Source organism: Faecalicatena sp. (assembly GCF_058819085.1).
Map to the genome: position 1 here is coordinate 52,043 of NZ_JBZUUL010000025.1, position 19,275 is coordinate 71,317.

Genomic DNA, 19,275 nt, shown 5'->3' on the forward strand with positions numbered 1-19,275 from the left:
AGAAGAGGAGAGAAAATGAAAACAGTCTGTCAGGTATGTATGCATCATTGTCAGCTGGAGGAAGGACAGTACGGAATCTGCAGGGCCAGGAAAAATCAGGGAGGGCATATCATATGTGAAAATTATGGTCAGGTGACCTCCTTTGCTCTGGACCCCATTGAGAAAAAGCCCCTGCGCGCATTTCATCCGGGGAGTCTGATTTTATCAGTTGGAAGTTACGGATGCAATCTCAGGTGTCCTTTCTGTCAGAATTACGAGATTTCTATGGAAGGGGAGGAGGAAGCCGATACCCTTTATTTTTCCCCGCAGGATCTGACAGATAAAGCAAGGGAGTACCAGAATGTGGGAAATATCGGAGTGGCCTATACTTATAACGAACCTCTGGTGGGGTATGAGTATGTTCTTGATACTTCACAACTGGTCAAAAAGGCCGGGATGGTCAATGTCCTTGTAACGAATGGCTCCGCGGACCAAAAGATCCTTAAGGAGCTCCTTCCATATATAGATGCCATGAATATAGACCTGAAAGGATTTACCCCGGAATATTATAGAAAACTGGGCGGAGACCTGGAGACCGTGAAGGCATTTATACAGTATGCAGCATCGAACTGTCATGTGGAGCTGACGACGCTGGTCGTGCCGGGCGAAAATGACAGCATCGGGGAAATGGAAAAAGAGGCACAGTGGATCGCTTCCATTGATAAGGACATTCCGCTTCATGTCACCCGGTTTTTCCCGAATTACCATATGACCGACCGCGCTGCCACACGGGTGAACAAGGTCTGCGAGCTGGCAGAGACCGCACGGAAGTATTTGGAGCATGTATTTGTAGGGAACTGTTAACCAGGCATGTCTTATGCCTGAGAGTGTGAAGAGATATTAAGATAACAGACAGGTAAGCGAACTGGGTAAGTGAACTGATAAGGGGGTAATGAATGAAAATAATTGTAGATGCGGATGCCTGTCCCGTGACAGACATCGTAGAAAGAGTTGCAGAGGAAAGGGGGATCCCGGTTACATTCGTCTGTGATACTGCACATATTTTCCAGACACAGTACAGTCAGGTCGTGACAGTGGAAAAGGGTGCGGATTCCGCGGACTTTAAAATTGTGACAATCTCGGAAAAAGGGGATATTGTGGTCACGCAGGATTATGGTGTTGCCTCGATGTGCCTGGGAAAGGGCGTATTTCCCATACACCAGAGTGGGAAATGGTATACTCTGCAGAACATCGACCAGATGATGTTTGAGCGTCACATTGCGAAGGAAGTACGGAGAAAGTCGAAAAAGAACCATTTGAAAGGGCCCCGGAAACGCACCAGAGAGGATGACGAGCGTTTTGAGGAATCGTTTAAGCAATTGATCGAGCAGGCAAAAAGGCAGAATCCTCCAGCCTGTGACACTAAAATGTAATAAAAGCAATAAAGGAGAAAACCGGAATGAAATTCTACGATATTACAAGAGAGCTATTCAGCTCAAAAGTCTACCCCGGAGATCCCATCCCGGAGTATGAGCGGATACTTGAGGTGAAAAAGGGAGATGCCTGTAACCTGACCTATCTGAAAATGTGTGCCCATAACGGGACTCACATGGATGCGCCCCGTCATTTTCTGGATGAGGGAAAGTCTGTTGAAGAGCTGCCCCTTTCGCAGGTGATGGGGAAGTGTACGGTATTAGAATATGACGGAAAGCTGGATGGAGATACTGCTGCGCAGATGATAGGCGGTAAAGGAAAAAAGCTGCTCTTTAAGGGTAAGACCGTCTTTACGGAAGATGCCGCAGAAGCTTTTGTACAGGCAGGCGTGGAGCTGGTGGGAGTAGAGAGTCAGACTGTGGGGCCCGAAGATGCCCCGGCTGCAGTCCATCAGATCCTGCTTGGGGCAGGGATGGCAGTATTGGAAGGGTTGTATCTGGAAGAAATACAGGCGGGAACATATTTTTTATGCGCACAGCCACTGAAACTGGCTGGTTGTGACGGGGCACCGTGCAGGGCGGTGCTGATCGAGAATATTTAACACATATTTGATATAAGTATTATGTGAAACGCACGATGTTCTGTGAATGGTAGCCTTCTGTTCAGTCAGCGGCACATAAAAGTAGCAGGGGGTTCTCGGAAATACTAAGCAGGACACCAGATAGCTTGAACTGTCTGGTGTCCTGCATTTTTATATGCCATATCATGGACTGTGGGCTAAATATTCAACTCTCCAAAGTTAATCATAAAATCTTTATAGATACCGGTTTTCACAGAATCGGTAAAACTATACTCTGCGGTATCTTCGGATTCAAAGTTCCAGACCATGATACGATCTTTATCGGGATCGACGATCCAGTATTCACGAACTCCGGCAGAACGGTATTTAAATAGCTTTATGGAGTAGTCCATACGCCGGCTGCCCGGTGAAACTATTTCTATAATCCAATCGGGTGCACCGCTGCATCCTTTATCTGTGAGCTTATCCGGTGAACAGATCACACTAATATCTGGTTCAACATACGTCCTGTCATCTGCATTCAGAAATACAGCAAATGGTGCAACATAAGGTCTGCAGTCACCACCGTTGGATTTTGTATAATCCCGGATGACACTCGCTAATTCTAATAAAATCTCCTGATGTCTGCGGCTCGGGGGAGCCATATAATAAATCTGTCCGTCTATCAGCTCAGCCCGTTTTCCTTCCGGCAGGGAATAGATATATTTAGTGGTATATTCTTTACTCTGATTTGATAAAGGCATCATGACACTTCCTTTCATATAATGAGTATTGGTAAAGTACCGGCAGCTATTCATTTTTCCTGATTACTGGCGATACATGAGGCTCTAAATGTATTGTAATTGTATTTCTTTTAGTATAACTTCTCTTATCCGTCTCTGTCAAAGGGGAATATATTGATTCCTATGCTTATTACCATAATAAAAGATTATCGTACAATAAACATATATAATTTAATATAATGATAAGGTTGTGATAGAATACTATTAGGATGTTAAAAAAAAGACATTCTAATCATCAAAACGAGATGAGGATAATATGCTGATACAGTGCAGGTATCATAACGGTTCCGTTCAGATACGATAATGGCAGACCACAGGGAAGATAGAGGTTACCACATGGTTACTGTACCAGATATAAAAAAGGAGGTTTTCAGAATGGCTTATGCACTTGACAATGCCCAGGCGGACAGGGTGCTTGCGGCACTTCGGAATGATTTTCGTGTGTACGCTCCCAAACGATTTCCGAAAGAGGGGCGTTATTCCGATACGGATGTGATCCGTTATGCTGAGATCGTGGATTTCAGTGAGATCGTGTGGGATACAAAGTCGGATTATCCTGCAAAGGAGGTCATCACACCGATACAGCAGGCGATTTTTTATTTTACAGAGGATGAGTACCGTGCGAGCAAAGATCCGAAGAAACCGATCCTGATACTGGCAAGGCCCTGTGATATCAATGCACAGCGTATTCAGGCAAAGATCTATGCCGGGAATGGCGGCTATGAGGATTATTATTACAAACGGATGAAAGACCTCGTGAAGTTTGCGATGATGGAATGTAACGGCGGAGACGATACCTGTTTTTGTGTTTCCATGGGAACGAATAAGACGGACGATTATTCACTTGCCCTTCGTTTTTCAGAAGATGGCGTAAAGGTAAGCGTGAAAGAGGAAGATTTTGAGGCTTATTTTGAAGGAATGCCTAAGGAAGATTATGAGCCCGAATTTGTGGAAGAGAATGAGCTAAAGGTGACGGTGCCTGACCTGTCTGATAAGAAGGTACGCCTGGCACTGAAATCACACCCGATGTGGAAGGAATTCAACGGCAGATGTACTTCCTGCGGAAGCTGTACCGTAGCATGTTCCACCTGTACCTGCTTTACGACGAGAGATATCATCTATGGCGACAACCCGGAAGTGGGCGAGCGCCGCAGAGTGACAGCATCCTGTCAGGTAGAGGGATTTGACCAGATGGCAGGACAGAGAGAGATAAGAAACACAGCGGGCGACCGTATGCGCTATAAAGTATTACATAAGTTCCATGATTATAAGGCACGTTTTGGGGAAGAGCATATGTGTGTGGGATGCGGACGATGCACACACCGCTGTCCGGAGTTCATCTCCATCAGTGCGACAGTCAATAAGATGAGCAGGGCAGTGGAGGAAATAAAAGCCGGCCTGGCAAAAGAAGGGGGGAGCTGTCATGAATAATCCGGTTACACCAAAGCCATGTAAGATTTTAGCAGTTAAGAAGGAAAGCGAGCAGGAATGGACCTTCCGTGTTGAGTCAGAGGTCTGTCCCGCTCATGGACAGTTTATGCAGCTTTCTATCCCGAAGATCGGAGAAGCACCCATCTCAGTATCTGCCTGTGGAGAGGGATGGCTGGAATTCACCATCCGTTCCGTCGGAAAAGTAACAGACTGTATCTTCCATAAAGAACCGGGTGATAACCTGTTCTTACGCGGACCATACGGAAAAGGCTGGCCTATAGACCAGTTTGAGGGAAAGCATGTTGTTGTTATTACCGGAGGTACAGGATTGGCACCGGTACGCTCCATGCTCCGCTATTTTGCAGAGAATCCGGGATATGTGAAGGGTGTACACCTGATCAGCGGGTTCAAGAATGAAGGCGGCATCATTTTTAAGAATGATCTGGAACAGTGGAAAGAGCAGTTCCATACGACCTATGCCCTGGACACAGAGGCAAAAGAAGGCTGGAGAACCGGATTTGTTACGGAATTTGTAAAAGAGATCCCATTCGATCAGTTTGAAGGCGAATATGTAGTCGTTGTTGTCGGACCGCCTCCGATGATGAAGTTTACAGGGCTGGAGCTTGTGAAATGCGGCGCAGAGCCTGAAAAAATGTGGATGAGCTTTGAACGGAAGATGTCCTGCGCAGTTGGAAAATGCGGACACTGCCGTATCGATGAAGTTTATGTATGCCTGGACGGCCCGGTATTTCCTTATACAGTAGCCCGTGACCTGGTGGATTGAGAAAGGAGTGAGGATGTATGAATCAGGATATTAATGTAAAAAAAGTTCGTATTAACTGTTTTCGCCAATCTAAGGTTCCCGGCTACTTTATGCTGCAGATGAGAGTCCCGGGCGGATTTATTGACGCACGGTATCTGTCTGTGATCGAACATATTGCTAAGACTTGGGGGGATGGAAACTTCCATTTCGGAACGCGTCAGACATTTGATATTACAGGGATTCCCTATGAGAATATCCCGGCAGTCAACGAGTATCTGGAGGCATATATCAAGGAAGTAGATGCCAAAGACTGTGAAGTTGATATGAATATGATCTCCCATGAGCCGGCAGAGTGGGATCCAAAGAGCGGATATCCTACGATCGGAGCACGTAATATCACGGCATGTATCGGAAACTATCATTGTATCTGCGGTAACTGCAATACATTTGAGCTGGCAAAGAAGATCGAGCCGATCATTTTCCCAAGCCATTACCACATTAAGATCAATATTGCGGGATGCCCGAATGACTGTAACAAGGCGCATCTGTGTGATTTCGGTATCATCGGTGTGGCCCGTATGGTATACCATCCTGAGCGGTGTATCGGATGCGGCGCCTGTGTGCGTGCCTGTGAGAAGGGCTCCACAAGAGTGCTGAAGCTGAATGAGGATACCGGAAAGATCGAGAAAGACGCATGCTGCTGTATCGGATGCGGTGAATGTGTAAAGGCATGTCCTGCAAGTGCGTGGACCAGGCAGCCGGAGAAGTTCTACCGTGTGATCCTGGGAGGAAGAACAGGACGTCAGACACCAAGAACAGGAAAGATGTTCCTAAACTGGGCAACAGAGGATGTGGTGCTGGCAGTTTTGAAGAACTGGCAGAAGTTCTCAGCATGGGTCATGGATTATAAACCGGAATATCTTCACGGCGGACACCTGATCGACAGGGCAGGATATAAGAAGTTTAAAGAGATCATTTTGGAAGGCGTGGAGCTGAATCCAGAATGTCTGGTGGCAGAGGATATGTTCTGGCATGAGACAGAGTACCGCTCTAACTTCAATGTAAAGCCGCTGGAGATGCATCATCAGGCGGGGCCGCAGAAATAGGAGATCAGGCTGTAATAAATGAGCTGGCAGGAATGTGCCCGTGAAGCAGGAAGGAGAGCCTGGAAATATATATTATAGATGAATCAAAAAAAGGACAGGAATCAAGAAATCAGATTCCTGTCCTTTTTGCGTTTATCAGGCAGAGATCCCAACGGATATACCCATGGTTCAGTCACTGGCGGAGAAACTTAAAATATAATAAGGATTCAAAAGTATGGAAGAATCTACCTGTAGTTTTCGCAGAAGTAGAAGACGTATAGTAAAAATATGATGCAAAACATTTCTTATCACAGTGAAATTTTTGAAACGAAAATTGAAATGTTTCAATGAATTTACGTTTCAAAAGTATTGTATTATGAAAATGATTCCGTTATCATTTTTATATATTAATTCCGGGATTAAGAAGTGAAATTTAGTAAGAATGTTATAAGAACATTGAAGGAATGGCAGCAGATCAGCAAGACTGGAGGACAGGACATTATGAACAAAATAGGAATACATTTTGGATATTTTAACAGGGATTGGGATACTGATTTTATCAGACAGATTGACCAGGTAAAAAGAATTGGATTTGATATCTTAGAGGTTGCTCCGGCTCCCCTAATGAAATTATCAAAAGATCAGAGGGATGAAATAGCGGGACATGCCAAAGAGACAGGGATTGAGTTAACATTCTCCGTTGGACTGGGTAAGGAATATGATCTCGCTTCCCCGGATGCGAAGGTCAGAAAAGCAGGAATTCAGTTTACATTAGATACTTTTGACATTATGCAGGAAATGGGAAGCAGGATGTATTCAGGCGTGGATATCGGTGCATGGAATGAGACATATACCTTTGGTGTGCTGGATAAAAGTGCAGAGTGGAAACGCTCGATCGAATCGGTAAAGGAGATCATGAAGTCCGCCGAGGAGAAAGGGATCACTTATGCTGTAGAGGTGGTGAACCGGTATGAATCTTCTCTTGTAAATACGGCAGAAGAAGCAATGGATTATATTTCAAGAGTCGACAGCCCAAATTGCAAGATCCTGCTGGATACATATCATATGAATATTGAAGAAGACAGCTTTGAACAGGCAATAAAGCTGGTTGGTGACAGCCTGGGACATTTTCATGTAGGTGAGCCCAATAGAAAACCGCCGCGGATGGATGGAAGAATGCCATGGGATGAGATCACATCCGCATTGAAAGAGATTCATTATGAGGGAGCGATCGTGATGGAGCCTTTTATCAAAATGGGCGGCGAGGTAGGACGGGATATCAAGGTGTGGAGAGATATCAGTAAAGGGGCATCTCTTGAAGAAATGGAAGGGATGGCTGCAAATGCGATCGATCTGTTTCACAAAAAGCTGCAGTAGTAAAGGATGAGCATATGTCTACGATCAAGGATGTTGCCAGGATAGCCGGAGTTTCAGTGGGAACAGTTTCGAACTTCTTAAATGGCAGAGAAAATGTAAAAGAAGAAAAGGTACTACTTATTAAACAGGCAATGGAAACACTGGATTACCGGCCCAATTATATGGCACAGAACCTGAAAAGCCAGAAGAGCAAAATTATAGGTATTTTATTCCCGAGTCTGGATGAACCATATAACGATATTTACCAGGGACTGACAGAGTATTTGGATATGAAGGACTTCATTACAGTATTAAAGCTGACACATAACAATATCGTACTGGAAAATCAGTTCCTGGACCAGCTTGTAAATATCGGTGCTCTGGGAATCATCATGGTTTCCAATGATGCTGCAAATATAGAGAAATACAAGAAAATAGAGAAAAAGGGAGTGTCTATAGTATTTGTAGAACGTAAGGTGGGCCAGGGGAGCTTTAGTAACGTACTGTTTGAAAATAAAGACCTGGTCTATGATATCACTGCCGGGCTGCTTGAAAAGGATGCTCAGGCAGAGATAAAGGTGCTTCTGGGGAAACAGGAATTTTCTAATGAAAAGGATTGTGCGGAGGGCTATCTGGCAGCCCGGGAATCGAGAAATGAGGATATTGAGGTTATCAAAGAAATCAACAGGGAAGCTGTTTTTGATCATATTTATCGAAGCATTATGAGCTTTAGCCCCAGACCGGATCATATTATAGTATCTTCTATCGAATTCGCTGAGATATGTGTAGAGGTCTGTAATATTTTAAAGGCAGATATCTGTATCCATGCCCTTGCCGGAGAAAAATGGTACATGACTGATATTCAGAAGAATATGGTTCAATACGGAAGAAATGCTATTCTAATGGGAAAGCAGGCGGGCGAGAAGATGAATGAGATGCTGTCCCATAGGAATCTGCCCGAGCGGAATACGATCTATATTAACTCAAAGGAAAATTACAGCTCTCCTGAAATCGGAATAAACTTAAAAACAGAGAAAAAGCTCAAAGTCCTGACCTATCGGTGTGATGCATCGGAAGCCTTGAAAAAACTGGCTGCCAGTTTTAAGAAGCAGTGTGGGATTGAAGTAGAATTTCACGAGCAGGGCTACACAAAATTAAGAGAACAGTTGAAAAAAGAATTTGCAGCCCAGTCACAGGAATATGATATCTACATGTTTGACCTCCCCTGGATGGGAAGCGTACTTTCTAATAATGTATTTGCGGATATGTCAAAGGAGGTAAAGGAAGATAATCTGCTTAGACGGTATCCGAAAGCAATTACAAAAGCATTTTATAAATATGACCGGGGCATACATATTTTCCCGATCATAGCAACCACTCAGATTCTGCTTTACCGTAAAGATATTTTTACGAATCAGGATATGAAGTCACAATTCATGAACATGTATGGGTATGAATTATCTCCGCCTGGTACATGGTCCAATTTTAATACCATTGCAGAGTTTTTTGACCGGAGTGTAAATCCGAGATCTCCCTTCCGCTATGGGACCGCGGCAAGTGCATTAGAGCCGATCGGACTGATCAATGAATTCCTTCCCAGGCAGTGGGCGTTCCACGGAAAAATAGCAGACAGGTGGGGAAAGGTCGTGATCGACAGTGAGGAAAATGTAAAAGCGCTGGAGAATCTGGTCACTACCTTTGAACATATACCGGAGGGGACAGAAGGATATTTCTGGGATGAGATCTTTGAAATGCTTTTAAAGGGGGAGATTCCGATGGCTCAGGGGTTTGCGTCTCATTATCAGCCCGGAAAGTACTCAGTAGAAGGAAATACCTATGAGAAATATATAGAAGCGGTGCCCCTGCCGGGACATAGGCCCATGCTGGGGGGATGGGCATTGGGCATTAATAAATTTTCTGATCATATCAGAGAGTGTTACGAGTTTATTAAGTGGAATCTGAATGATAAGACAGCCATCTTGAATATGCGTTTGTGCGGGTGTGTGCCCACAACAAAGGTATTTCACGATGATACGTTAAAGTTGAGTTATCCCTGGCTGAATATGGTAAATGAAAAAGTAGAGATGGGGAGCCTGCGCGAGGAAATCATGGACAGCGAGAGGCGGCTTATCAATACAGAGCTCGTAGATGAGGTCATATCAAGAGGAATCAAGAAAGCTGTCTTTAAGAAAGAGACACCTGTGAATGCACTTAGTAAAATACGAATGGAGATCAACCAGTTGATTTCAGGAAAATAAAGGAAGAGGAGAGAGACATGAAGAAAGTAAAACAACTGTTACAGGCAGATCTATCCAGCGTTATCGTGCCTATTATTGTGATTTTTACAATCTTGGCGGCAACGAGCGAAGGGTTTTTATCTTCCTATAATATGTATTCAGTATTTCAGTCAGTACCTATTTTCGTTATCGTCGGTCTGGCACAAATGGTTGTTTTGTCACTAGGGCAGATGAATCTGGCGGTAGGCTCCATAGGAGTTCTGTCCAGTGTCGTTTTTGGATTTGCCATGCAAAACTGGGGGCTGCCGGCGGCGGTTTGTATTATGGCCGCATGTGGCGCCGGACTCATTCAGGGGCTTTTACAGGGGATTTTGATCACGAAATCGGGAATCAATCCGTTTATCATTTCTCTGGCATTGTTGAGCCTTTATAAGGGACTTGCCCTGGTTATCACGAGTGGACAGCCATTTTCACAGCTGAGTGAGGAGTTTAAGTCATTTGGGAATATAAAGATTCTAAACCTGTTTCCTGCAACTATTTTTATCGCAGTACTGGTGAGCGTTATCATGTTTGTGATCATACGCTATAGAAAACTGGGAAAAAAACTTTTGGCCTGCGGGTCAAATGGTGTGGCAGCAGTCTATTCCGGAGTAAATTTTGACAAAACGGTGATCGCGGGTCATTGTCTGAGCGGGGTTCTCTGCGCAGCAGCGGCAATTCTTCAGGTATCGCGGTTTGGAAGCGTACAGCTTTCCATAGGAGATGACTGGATGCTGACCTCATTTGTGGTTCCCGTATTGGGAGGTACATTGCTTTCAGGTGGAAAAGTAAATGTAGTTGGTACTTTTTTGGGTGGTTTCCTGATGGTCCTGATCAACAATGCAATTGTGTTATGGGGAGTCAGCTCCTATGCCACAAATGCAGCAGTAGGTATCATTCTTCTCCTGGCATATGAAGTGGACAGGATGAGGAAAAAAATGATGACAAGTCAGGCTGAGAATGCAGTTGAGAAGGAGGGATAGACATGGATTTTAAGAAGATCAGGAAATCAAACGGATTCAGCGTATCTCTCATTATTATCTGTATGATCGCAGTCATGTGTATCATAAAGAGAAATTATCTTTCAGCAGACAATATCAGTGCGCTTTTAAAAGTTTTGGCAGTTACTTCCCTTGTCGGAACCTCTCAGATGATCAGTATTGCAAGCGGCGGAATGAACGTTTCTATTGGATCGACAGGAGCAATGTCAGCAATTTTTGCAGGACTGCTGATGCAGAATTCGGGGCTGCCTGTTCCGGCGGCGATCCTTATCGGGCTTTTGACAGGAGCTGCCTGTGGTGTAATCAATGGTCTGTTGATCTTTAGAAACGGAGGTGTCGGAGTAGCCAGTTTTTTGACCACTTTAGCAACGAATTCTGTATTTACGGGAATCATTTATATGATCACAACAGGACACGGCGTCAGTAAGATCCCGGCATCCTTTGTTTCGATAGGTAACACAAAGTTGGGGGCAATCCCAACTTCCATGGTTATTATGCTGATCATTCTTATACTGGTATACCTCATGTTCCGCTATACAGGGCAGGGGAAACAGATCCTTGCATTTGGTGCAAACCCGAAAGCAGCAGAATTATATGGGATTTCAAGATTTGGAACGATCATGCGTGTCAATATCCTTGCAAGTGTGATCGCAGCTGTTGCGGGGATGATGGTAGTTATGCGGGTAGGTACTGCACAGCCGGATATCGGATCTGACTGGATGCTTCAGTCATTCGCAGCGCCTTTGATCGGCGGAACAAGACAGGCAGGTGGAAAAGTCAATGTGTTCGGTGTGATTCTTGGTGCTTTAGTGCTGACGATCATAGAAAATGCACTGGTTCATCTGAGTGTGGATGTCTATTGGACAGAGCTGATCAATGGTGTTGTCATTATCGTTATCATGGCGCTTGACCGGCTGCGTTCTATGAAAAAGTAGGAAGGATAAGGTGAGAAAAGATGTCTGAATACATATTAGAATTAGAGAATATCACCAAGATTTTTCCTGGTGTAAAAGCATTGGACGATGTGTCCTTTAAAATAAGAAAAGGTGAGATCCATGCACTGGTGGGAGAAAATGGTGCAGGTAAATCCACGCTGATCAATATTATTTCCGGTGTGTTTGAACCTACAAAGGGGCAGGTCAAAGTAGGCGGTATGCCGGAAAAGATAACGAATCCCGGTAAAGCCTTTGATCTGGGGATCGGCGTGGTGCATCAGGAAAGAAATCTGATCGATACATTTAATGTTGCTGAGAATATATGCTTTATGGATGTATCAACCGGAAGATCAAAACTGGTTGATAAAGAGGCAATGAAGAAGAAAGCAGTGGAGGCCATGAAGAGGGTAGGGCTGGATCTGGACCCTGGACAGGGAATCGAAGAGCTTACATCCGGGAAAAAGCAGATGCTGGAGATCGCAAGGGCAATGTGTTTGGATTCTAAGGTCCTGCTCTTAGATGAACCCACCGCTTCTATTTCTCTGACAGAGGCAGAAAACCTTCTGAAAACAGTAAAACAGCTGCGTGAAGAAGGCGTCTCAATTATTTATATCAGCCATAAGCTGGAAGAAATTTTCGAAATCGCAGACAGCATTACCGTAATCCGGGATGGAAAAAATGTGGGCCCGACCCTGCCGGCAGCCTCTCTGGATAAAGATAAGCTGATCGAGCTCATGGTTGGGAGAAAACATGTGATAGAGACTTATGCGAAAAGAGATTTTACGTCTGCCTCTGTTGTACTTGAGGCGGACAAGATCAGCAGTAAAAAGAATACGATCCCTAAATCCTTCCATCTGAAAAAGGGAGAGATTCTGGGCTGGTACGGTCTCGTAGGAGCCGGAAGAACTGAGTTTGCAAGAGAGATCATCGGAATCGATCCTGTCAGGAACGGAACATTAAAGGTCAGAGGCCATGAAGTAAAAATAGGAAGCTATGAGGAGGCTTTTCAAAAGCATAAAATCTGCTATATTTCTGAGAACAGGAAGGAGGAAGGTCTCTTTCTCCAGCATAGTATTACCGACAATATCGGAATTATCGCTTTAAAAGAGATCAGCAGCAAAAGCGGATTTATTTCTTATAAGAAACAGGACGAAATTACAGAGAAGTACAAAAAGTCACTCAGTATTAAAGCAAAGGACATTTTTGTGGAGACAGCCAGCTTAAGCGGAGGTAATCAGCAGAAAATCTGTATCGCAAAGGGGCTTTGTGTGAACCCAGAGATCATGATAATCGATGAACCTACGGTTGGAATTGATGTAAATACAAAGGGTGAGATCCATACACTGATCTATGAACTTTCTAATCAGGGAATTTCTGTCATAGTGATTTCTTCTGATATGGGAGAGCTGGTACAGCTGGCAGACAGGATCATTGTATTTAAAGATAATGAAATAAAAGGGGAGCTTGAGAATAATAAAGATTATGGAAGCATGAGTACAAAAGTCATGGGAAGCATTTTGTTATAGGCTCTTTAGTGATTTAGGCATAAATGGGAAGAAGGAACGGCCGTATTCTACCATTTGGCATAAATGTCTCAATGAAAACTATGAAAGGTAAAATATAGGAGGAAAATGGATATGAAAAAGAAATTAATCAGTATGCTCTTATGTATGGCAATGACAGTTTCACTTGTAACGGGGTGCGCAGGCGGCGGAAGCAGTGAAGACAGCAGTACGGATTCAGCAGGTCCGTCAGCAGAATATGAAAAAAGTGTATGGAAAGATGTCGTGGCTTATGGCCCGGCAGACGGAAAATCAGAGAAGGATTATTCTTTTGGCGGTGTGTTTGGCGCGATCAACTCTTATAGTGACCCTATGCAGGGAGCAGCAAATGAGGCAGCGAAAGAGCTGGGAATCCCTGAAACGCAGTTTGATGCACCGAAAGACTGGATTCAAAATGACCAGAATACGATTCTGGACGGACTGATCGCAAAAGGATTAAAAGGAATCTATATGATGACATCAGATCCCGTTGCAGGAAATGAGCAGATCTCAAAGATGGTTGGTTCAGACGTGCCGGTTGTCTGTGTAGGAGGCTCACCTGATACCCCTTCACAGGCAACACTCACACTTGCAACAGATGTATACCAGGCATCTTATGATGGTACAAAAAACCTGATCGAGGCGATGGGGGGAAAAGGCGGCGTAGTAGGTTTGTGCGGCGCAGTAACAGACACGAATACACAGTCCAGAATGCAGGCTATCAAGGATGCGTGCAGTGAATATCCAGATGTTAACCTGGTTCAGATCATCGGAGATATCGATGAATCAGAAGCTTCTGTAACAGCAGTAGAGAATATTCTGGCGGCAAAAGGCGATCAGATCAATGGATTTATCAGTACATGCTACTATCCATCAGTTGCCTTGGCAAGTATTCTTTCAGATGAAAAATACAGCGATATTCATGCAATTGGATGTGATACAGATGAAGCAGTCCTGGAAGGGATCAGGAGCGGTGCACTGGACGGTACAATGTCACAGAATCCTTGGGGACAGGCATATCTTGCAACAGTGACACTGAAAATGCTTACAGACGGATGGACCTATAAAGACAGTGAAGATTTCCTTGTGGATTCAGGTTCCTTCTATATTACTTCTGAGAATGTTGATAAAGTGGAAGAGACTCAGAAGGAAGCTACAATGGAAATCGCAAAGACCTGGACGGACAAATTTGAAGCACCGGCTAAATAGGAGTTACAGTGTAAAACGGTCATAGTTAAAGCGGTCAAGACGGATTAAACAAAAAAACAGATAAAGAAGGTGCAGAATGAAGCGCGTCGGAAGAATCGTAAAATTAAAACCACAAATGAAGGAACGGTATATTAAGCTTCATGCGAATCCCTGGCCAGAGGTGACAAAGTCGATCAATGACTGCGGTATCAGAAACTTTTCCATATATTTAAAAGGGGAACTACTATTTTCTTATTTTGAGTATATCGGCGATTCATATCAAGAGGACATGCAGAAATTAGATATGCTGACGGCTGAATGGCTGCGGGAAACTGATCAGTGTCAGGAACCTGTGGCGGGTGCGCGGGAAGATGAACTGTGGAGTGTCATGGACGAAATCTTTTATCAGGAATAGGCAGAAAGGGAGACATAAGACGTGAAAAGATCCGAAATAAATAATGCAATAAAACAAGCGAAAGCGGCCATGGAGGCAATTAATTTTAAGCTTCCATATTTCTCAGAATGGGGACCAGAACAGTGGAATGCAAACAGGGATAAAATAGACAACATGAAGGAGGTGATGCTGGGCTGGGATGTGACAGATTTTGGAACCGGGGATTTTGCACATGTAGGTGCAGTATTATTTACCATGCGGAACGGGAACCTGTACAATGAAAAGGCAGGTGTACCTTATTGCGAAAAAGTCATTGTATTTATGGATGATGAGAAACAGGTGATCCCATATCATTTTCATAATAACAAGACAGAAGATATTATTAACCGGGGAAACGGGATCATGGAGATAGAACTTTATAATTCCACAGCCGATGGGAAGATAGATTATGAGTCAGAGAGCGTAGACGTATATATGGATGGAATCTGCCATACGGTAAAAGCCGGGGAAATCGTGGAGATCCTGCCAGGTAACAGTATCACACTTACTCCGGGATTATATCATCGCTTTGGGGCTAAAAAGGGCGCAGGAAATCTGGTTGCCGGGGAAGTTTCAAAAATAAATGATGATAATCTTGATAATGTATTTGCAGAAGAGCAGAAACGGTTCTCAGACATTATTGAAGATGAGCCGATATTACATCCGCTTTGTAATGAATATGATGCGATAAGGTCCAAATAATGCAGGTTGTGATTCACCGGGCAATAGTGTGAAGCAGTATGAGGCGTGTATGAAGAAATAAAGAATGGCGGCTTGGGAAGATCAAAGCCGCCATTCTTCTGGTGTATGCATTACACGATCCGGGGGGATCGGTCAATTTGTATCAGTTCTTAAAAAAACATATTCTGATTCTGTAGAAAAATCCTCTGAGTATGTATAATCTAAACGGTCGAAGAACCGGATCTCTTCCATCTTCTCGATCTGATTTTCTGCTATCCACCGGACCATCTCTCCGCGTGCCATTTTTGCCTGAGTCCCTTTCATTTTTACCTTTCCGTTAACCAGTTCACCGAAAATACAGGTGACGCACGATACAGGGGCCTGGATATATGGAAGGATGGTCTTACTGTATTCTGCGGAAGCCAGGTTGAGGATCTGGATTTCCTTCTTCATGCTGTGATCTTCACAGAGGCAGTTTGCAGCAAAAGTTTTACCATTGGCATCTACAGATCCGCTGTCTGCGCAGACCCCGTCACTCTGCCTGCACAATTCCTGATAAAGCCTGTCCCCCCAGAACTGATAAAGGTCTTTTGCACCTTCTGTCCTCAACTTAGCCTGCATCTCCAGCCGATAAGGAATCACACCGTCCGTAGGCCTTAGGATGCCGTAGAAGCCAGAGAGAATACGCAGATGTTCTGAAACATAATTCCATTCGCTGTCTGCAAAAATATGGGGAGCCATATACTGATACTGGATTCCCTCATAAGCAATCAGCGCCGGGGTGAGATTCTTTTCAAGCTCATAAGAGTGAAGACGGTCATAATTCTGATTCGTAAGCTTGTCACTGCACTGCCATAATTTTTTTAGTTCCTCACGGGACATGGAATTTAAAAGAGTGTGCAGCAACCTGGTTTCTTCCATAAAGACCGGATGGGTGAGCTCACAGTCATATTCATCAATCACATTCATCTTTTTGGCAGGGGAAATTATTATCTTTATCATAAGTGTTCCTTTCTGTTATGTGGGACTGCTGTTCTAAATGCTTATTCTTCTAAAGTATCGCTTTCTTCAGTATCACTCAGAGTAGCTTTCTCTGAATCATCAACATATTCCAAAATATCACCGGGCTGGCAGTTCAGCTCCTTGCAGATCGCATCCAGGGTAGAAAAACGGATGGCCTTCACCTTTCCAGTCTTTAAGTTGGAAAGGTTCACATTCGTGATTCTCACCTTGACGGCGAGTTCCTTCAAAGAAATCTTCCGGTCAGCCATGACCCGGTCTAATCTCAATATAATTGCCATAGTGGGCCTCCTGATAGGGTAGAGTCACTTGATTTTAACATAGTCTCTTATAAGGTTTCATCTGCATCCTGTTGGAGCAGGCAGCCTTTGTAAAAGACATCTGAAAGTATCAGCACCAAAAGTCCGGTTACAATCCAGTTCAAATCATAAGGGTTTACGAATCCCAGCCGGTGAAAGTTGATCCGAGTCATAAGTACCTGTAAGATTAATTTTCCAAGGGCGCCTTTCAAAAGCATAATGATACCGATACTGTGGATCAGCTTTGTGGTTTTCTCTGTAAAAGGCGTGTATGATGAAGAGATCGCTTTTAAAAGCCTGCAGGCCTGAATCAATATAAGGAATACTGGCAGGAAGTCTGTTAATGTAATCAGCAGATGAAAAGATCCAATAAATAATCTCTCATTTTCAATCGGAAAATCGTCCTCAGACAGTGCTAAATATTCAAGGGGAACGCGGTCAAATCCAAGACCGTGTTTCATGTAACAGCGCCCGGAATCTGTGAGGGTGACATGAAAGGAGGATTCCGGGGAGACAATACAGTAAACAGTACCTGTAATTCCTCTTAGCGTTTTGCAAAAAGCGGCAATCAGGACAATATAGAGAAAGATTTTCGTAATTCGGAAACGCCTTGGGATTTTAGGGGAGGTAATCACTTCTTCATTCATTTTCGTTCTCCTTTCTTTTACCCAAAAGGTAAATGGACGGGGTTAAGATGCATAGTTGCTATTGTTATGATTCTTTCGTTGTTAATTAAAGTATATGCATCTATTTAAAGAAAGTCAATAAAAATTTAATGATAAACGATAATTCCCGCCATTGAGGTTGCATGATTTAGTCATTCCTGATTTTGGTGAAATGAAAAGAATGGACAATCCACAATAATGTGATAGAATAACCATAACAAAAAACTATATCCAAAGGGCATCCCGTAATACATGCCCTTCGGGCGGGTCAGCGGCAAGCCGCAGATTAATGTATGCGATAGGGATACAGGACATTCAGTCAAGAGGAGAATCATGAATAACGCAAAAGAGACACTGTTAGACTGCGGTAAAGTATTGGCTATGGCCGCGGGGGCGACCATACTGGGGAAAGTTTTCACAAGGTTAGGATTCCAGGAAACGAATATCGTTGTCATCTATATTTTAAATGTACTATTGGTTTCAAGATTTACATATGGGTATTATTATGGCATCGCATCCTCCATTTTTTCGCTGCTGAGCTTCAACTACTTTTTTTCAGCACCCTATTATACGCTTTCGGTGTATGATTCCAGCTATCTGGTGACTTTTTTGATCATGCTTATCACCGCACTGATCACGAGCGCACTGACTACCAAGGAAAAAATCTCTACCCAGGAAGCCATGGAAAAGGGAAAAGAGAACCAGATGCTTTATCTGCTTGCAAACAGCCTTTCGGATGCATCTGATATCGAAAGTATTTTAAAAGTGACTATTAAAAATGTAAGCAGGATGCTTTCAGTGGATACAGGATGCATTTATATAGGGAGAAGCGGCACGATCTATCTTAAGCAGCGCGGGGAGGAACAACTGCATCAACATGTGGAAAGCGTGGAACAGCTGCAAAAAAGGTTCAGCAGTTCAGACATAGAATACCGGAAAGAGGAAGGAACCTATGATTATCCAATAAGAGGACAGGGGAAGCTTCTGGCTGTACTAAGGATCGACGGCTGTATTTCGGAAGAGAAGCTAAAGCAAAAAAGCAGGCTGCTGCATGCAATCATTGAAAATGTTTCTCTTGCCCTGGAGCGAATCGAGATTATGACAGAGCAGATCCAGGACAGGCAGAAGATCGAGAAGGAACGGGACCGGGCTAATCTTCTTCGGTCTATTTCCCATGACCTTAGAACGCCGCTCTCGGGAATTATGGGAACATCGGAAATGCTGATGGATATGACCGGGAAGGAGGACCGGCGGTATGAGCTGATACAGGGGATATATCAGGATGCAGACTGGCTGAAATCGCTGGTGGAAAATGTGCTTAATCTGACCAGACTGAGGGATGGAGAGATCTTGATACAGAAAGAGCCGGAGGCGATGGAGGAGATAGTTGGCTGCGCCGTGGCACATATTGAAAAGGCATTCCCGGACAGGGAGATCGAGGTCAAAATTCCCGAGGAGTTCCACCTCGTTCCCATGGATGCAAGATTGATCGAACAGGTCGTGACTAATCTGATAGATAATGCTGTGAAGCATACAAAACCAGAGGAAGAAATCCAGGTGATGATTTCCTATTCTGATAAAGAGGTCACTGTCTCTGTCCGAGATGAAGGGGAGGGGATCGCACCCTGTGACATTGAAAATATTTTTCAGATGTTTTACACTTCAAAGACCCGTTCCCCAGATATAAAAAAGGGGATCGGTCTGGGGCTGGCTATATGTGAAACGGTCATAAAGGCCCATGGCGGGACGATAAGCGGACATAACCGCACCGATCACAGGGGTGCAGAATTTATATTCAGCCTGCCATTGAAAGAAGGAGCATAAAG

19 protein-coding genes are annotated in these 19,275 nt (G+C 44.0%); 15 read left to right on the forward strand and 4 right to left on the reverse strand.

The annotated features are described in order from the left end of the window. Nucleotides 1-15 precede the first annotated feature (15 nt). The 3 genes from amrS to AC4OGX_RS12765 all read left to right on the forward strand — a co-directional run bounded on the left by amrS (nucleotide 16) and on the right by AC4OGX_RS12765 (nucleotide 2,014). Complete coding sequence (gene amrS / locus AC4OGX_RS12755; RefSeq protein WP_493330937.1) at nucleotides 16-843, forward strand: AmmeMemoRadiSam system radical SAM enzyme; 828 nt, start codon at nucleotides 16-18, stop codon at nucleotides 841-843. A gap of 92 nt (nucleotides 844-935) precedes the next feature. Next, entirely contained in the window at nucleotides 936-1,412 is a 477-nt protein-coding gene (locus tag AC4OGX_RS12760) for a YaiI/YqxD family protein (protein WP_493330938.1), read from the forward strand. Between the two features lie 26 nt (nucleotides 1,413-1,438). Then, nucleotides 1,439-2,014, forward strand: a complete 576-nt coding sequence (locus tag AC4OGX_RS12765) for a cyclase family protein (RefSeq protein ID WP_493330939.1) — start codon at nucleotides 1,439-1,441, stop codon at nucleotides 2,012-2,014. A 176-nt stretch (nucleotides 2,015-2,190) separates the two neighbouring features. On the opposite strand, the gene AC4OGX_RS12770 is transcribed toward AC4OGX_RS12765, so the two are convergent. Further along, on the reverse strand, nucleotides 2,191-2,736 hold the full coding sequence (locus AC4OGX_RS12770) for a Uma2 family endonuclease (RefSeq protein WP_493331077.1): 546 nt from the start codon (nucleotides 2,734-2,736) through the stop codon (nucleotides 2,191-2,193). 414 nt (nucleotides 2,737-3,150) lie between these two features. Between AC4OGX_RS12770 and asrA the strand changes: the two genes are divergently transcribed. From asrA to AC4OGX_RS12825, 11 genes are all read left to right on the forward strand, one after another. Next, nucleotides 3,151-4,206, forward strand: a complete 1,056-nt coding sequence (gene asrA / locus AC4OGX_RS12775) for an anaerobic sulfite reductase subunit AsrA (RefSeq protein ID WP_493330941.1) — start codon at nucleotides 3,151-3,153, stop codon at nucleotides 4,204-4,206. Continuing rightward, the gene (gene asrB / locus AC4OGX_RS12780) at nucleotides 4,199-4,990 is read left to right on the forward strand and encodes an anaerobic sulfite reductase subunit AsrB (RefSeq protein ID WP_493330942.1); all 792 of its coding nucleotides are present in this window, start codon (nucleotides 4,199-4,201) and stop codon (nucleotides 4,988-4,990) included. The genes asrA and asrB overlap by 8 nt, the downstream gene beginning before the upstream one ends. Before the next feature lie 17 nt (nucleotides 4,991-5,007). Then, nucleotides 5,008-6,075, forward strand: a complete 1,068-nt coding sequence (gene asrC, locus AC4OGX_RS12785; protein ID WP_493330943.1) for a sulfite reductase subunit C — start codon at nucleotides 5,008-5,010, stop codon at nucleotides 6,073-6,075. Nucleotides 6,076-6,555: 480 nt separating this feature from the next. Further along, nucleotides 6,556-7,431, forward strand: a complete 876-nt coding sequence (locus tag AC4OGX_RS12790; protein ID WP_493330944.1) for a D-psicose 3-epimerase — start codon at nucleotides 6,556-6,558, stop codon at nucleotides 7,429-7,431. Nucleotides 7,432-7,445: 14 nt separating this feature from the next. Further along, the gene (locus AC4OGX_RS12795; RefSeq protein ID WP_493330945.1) at nucleotides 7,446-9,668 is read left to right on the forward strand and encodes an extracellular solute-binding protein; all 2,223 of its coding nucleotides are present in this window, start codon (nucleotides 7,446-7,448) and stop codon (nucleotides 9,666-9,668) included. A 17-nt stretch (nucleotides 9,669-9,685) separates the two neighbouring features. Further along, complete coding sequence (locus tag AC4OGX_RS12800; RefSeq protein WP_493330946.1) at nucleotides 9,686-10,669, forward strand: ABC transporter permease; 984 nt, start codon at nucleotides 9,686-9,688, stop codon at nucleotides 10,667-10,669. Nucleotides 10,670-10,671: 2 nt separating this feature from the next. Next, nucleotides 10,672-11,622, forward strand: coding sequence for an ABC transporter permease (locus tag AC4OGX_RS12805; RefSeq protein ID WP_493330947.1), 951 nt, complete (start codon nucleotides 10,672-10,674; stop codon nucleotides 11,620-11,622). Between the two features lie 20 nt (nucleotides 11,623-11,642). Further along, the gene (locus AC4OGX_RS12810; RefSeq protein WP_493330948.1) at nucleotides 11,643-13,148 is read left to right on the forward strand and encodes a sugar ABC transporter ATP-binding protein; all 1,506 of its coding nucleotides are present in this window, start codon (nucleotides 11,643-11,645) and stop codon (nucleotides 13,146-13,148) included. 111 nt (nucleotides 13,149-13,259) lie between these two features. Further along, nucleotides 13,260-14,372, forward strand: a complete 1,113-nt coding sequence (locus tag AC4OGX_RS12815; RefSeq protein ID WP_493330949.1) for a sugar ABC transporter substrate-binding protein — start codon at nucleotides 13,260-13,262, stop codon at nucleotides 14,370-14,372. Nucleotides 14,373-14,448: 76 nt separating this feature from the next. Next, complete coding sequence (locus AC4OGX_RS12820; protein WP_493330950.1) at nucleotides 14,449-14,766, forward strand: L-rhamnose mutarotase; 318 nt, start codon at nucleotides 14,449-14,451, stop codon at nucleotides 14,764-14,766. Between the two features lie 21 nt (nucleotides 14,767-14,787). Continuing rightward, nucleotides 14,788-15,486 carry a D-lyxose/D-mannose family sugar isomerase gene (locus tag AC4OGX_RS12825; protein ID WP_493330951.1) on the forward strand — a complete coding sequence of 233 codons (699 nt, stop codon included), beginning with the start codon at nucleotides 14,788-14,790 and terminating at the stop codon, nucleotides 15,484-15,486. Between the two features lie 132 nt (nucleotides 15,487-15,618). Here the strand turns inward: AC4OGX_RS12825 and AC4OGX_RS12830 are convergent, their stop codons facing one another. Genes AC4OGX_RS12830 through AC4OGX_RS12840 form a run of 3 tightly spaced genes read right to left on the reverse strand, consistent with a single transcriptional unit; the run spans nucleotide 15,619 to nucleotide 17,431 of the window. Beyond that, nucleotides 15,619-16,467, reverse strand: coding sequence for a YaaA family protein (locus tag AC4OGX_RS12830; protein WP_493330952.1), 849 nt, complete (start codon nucleotides 16,465-16,467; stop codon nucleotides 15,619-15,621). A gap of 41 nt (nucleotides 16,468-16,508) precedes the next feature. Further along, nucleotides 16,509-16,766, reverse strand: coding sequence for a helix-turn-helix domain-containing protein (locus AC4OGX_RS12835; RefSeq protein ID WP_493330953.1), 258 nt, complete (start codon nucleotides 16,764-16,766; stop codon nucleotides 16,509-16,511). Nucleotides 16,767-16,813: 47 nt separating this feature from the next. After that, entirely contained in the window at nucleotides 16,814-17,431 is a 618-nt protein-coding gene (locus AC4OGX_RS12840; protein ID WP_493330954.1) for a DUF2975 domain-containing protein, read from the reverse strand. A 351-nt stretch (nucleotides 17,432-17,782) separates the two neighbouring features. Here AC4OGX_RS12840 and AC4OGX_RS12845 point away from each other — a divergent pair, with 351 nt between their 5' ends. Continuing rightward, on the forward strand, nucleotides 17,783-19,273 hold the full coding sequence (locus AC4OGX_RS12845; RefSeq protein ID WP_493330956.1) for an ATP-binding protein: 1,491 nt from the start codon (nucleotides 17,783-17,785) through the stop codon (nucleotides 19,271-19,273). Nucleotides 19,274-19,275: the final 2 nt, after the last annotated feature.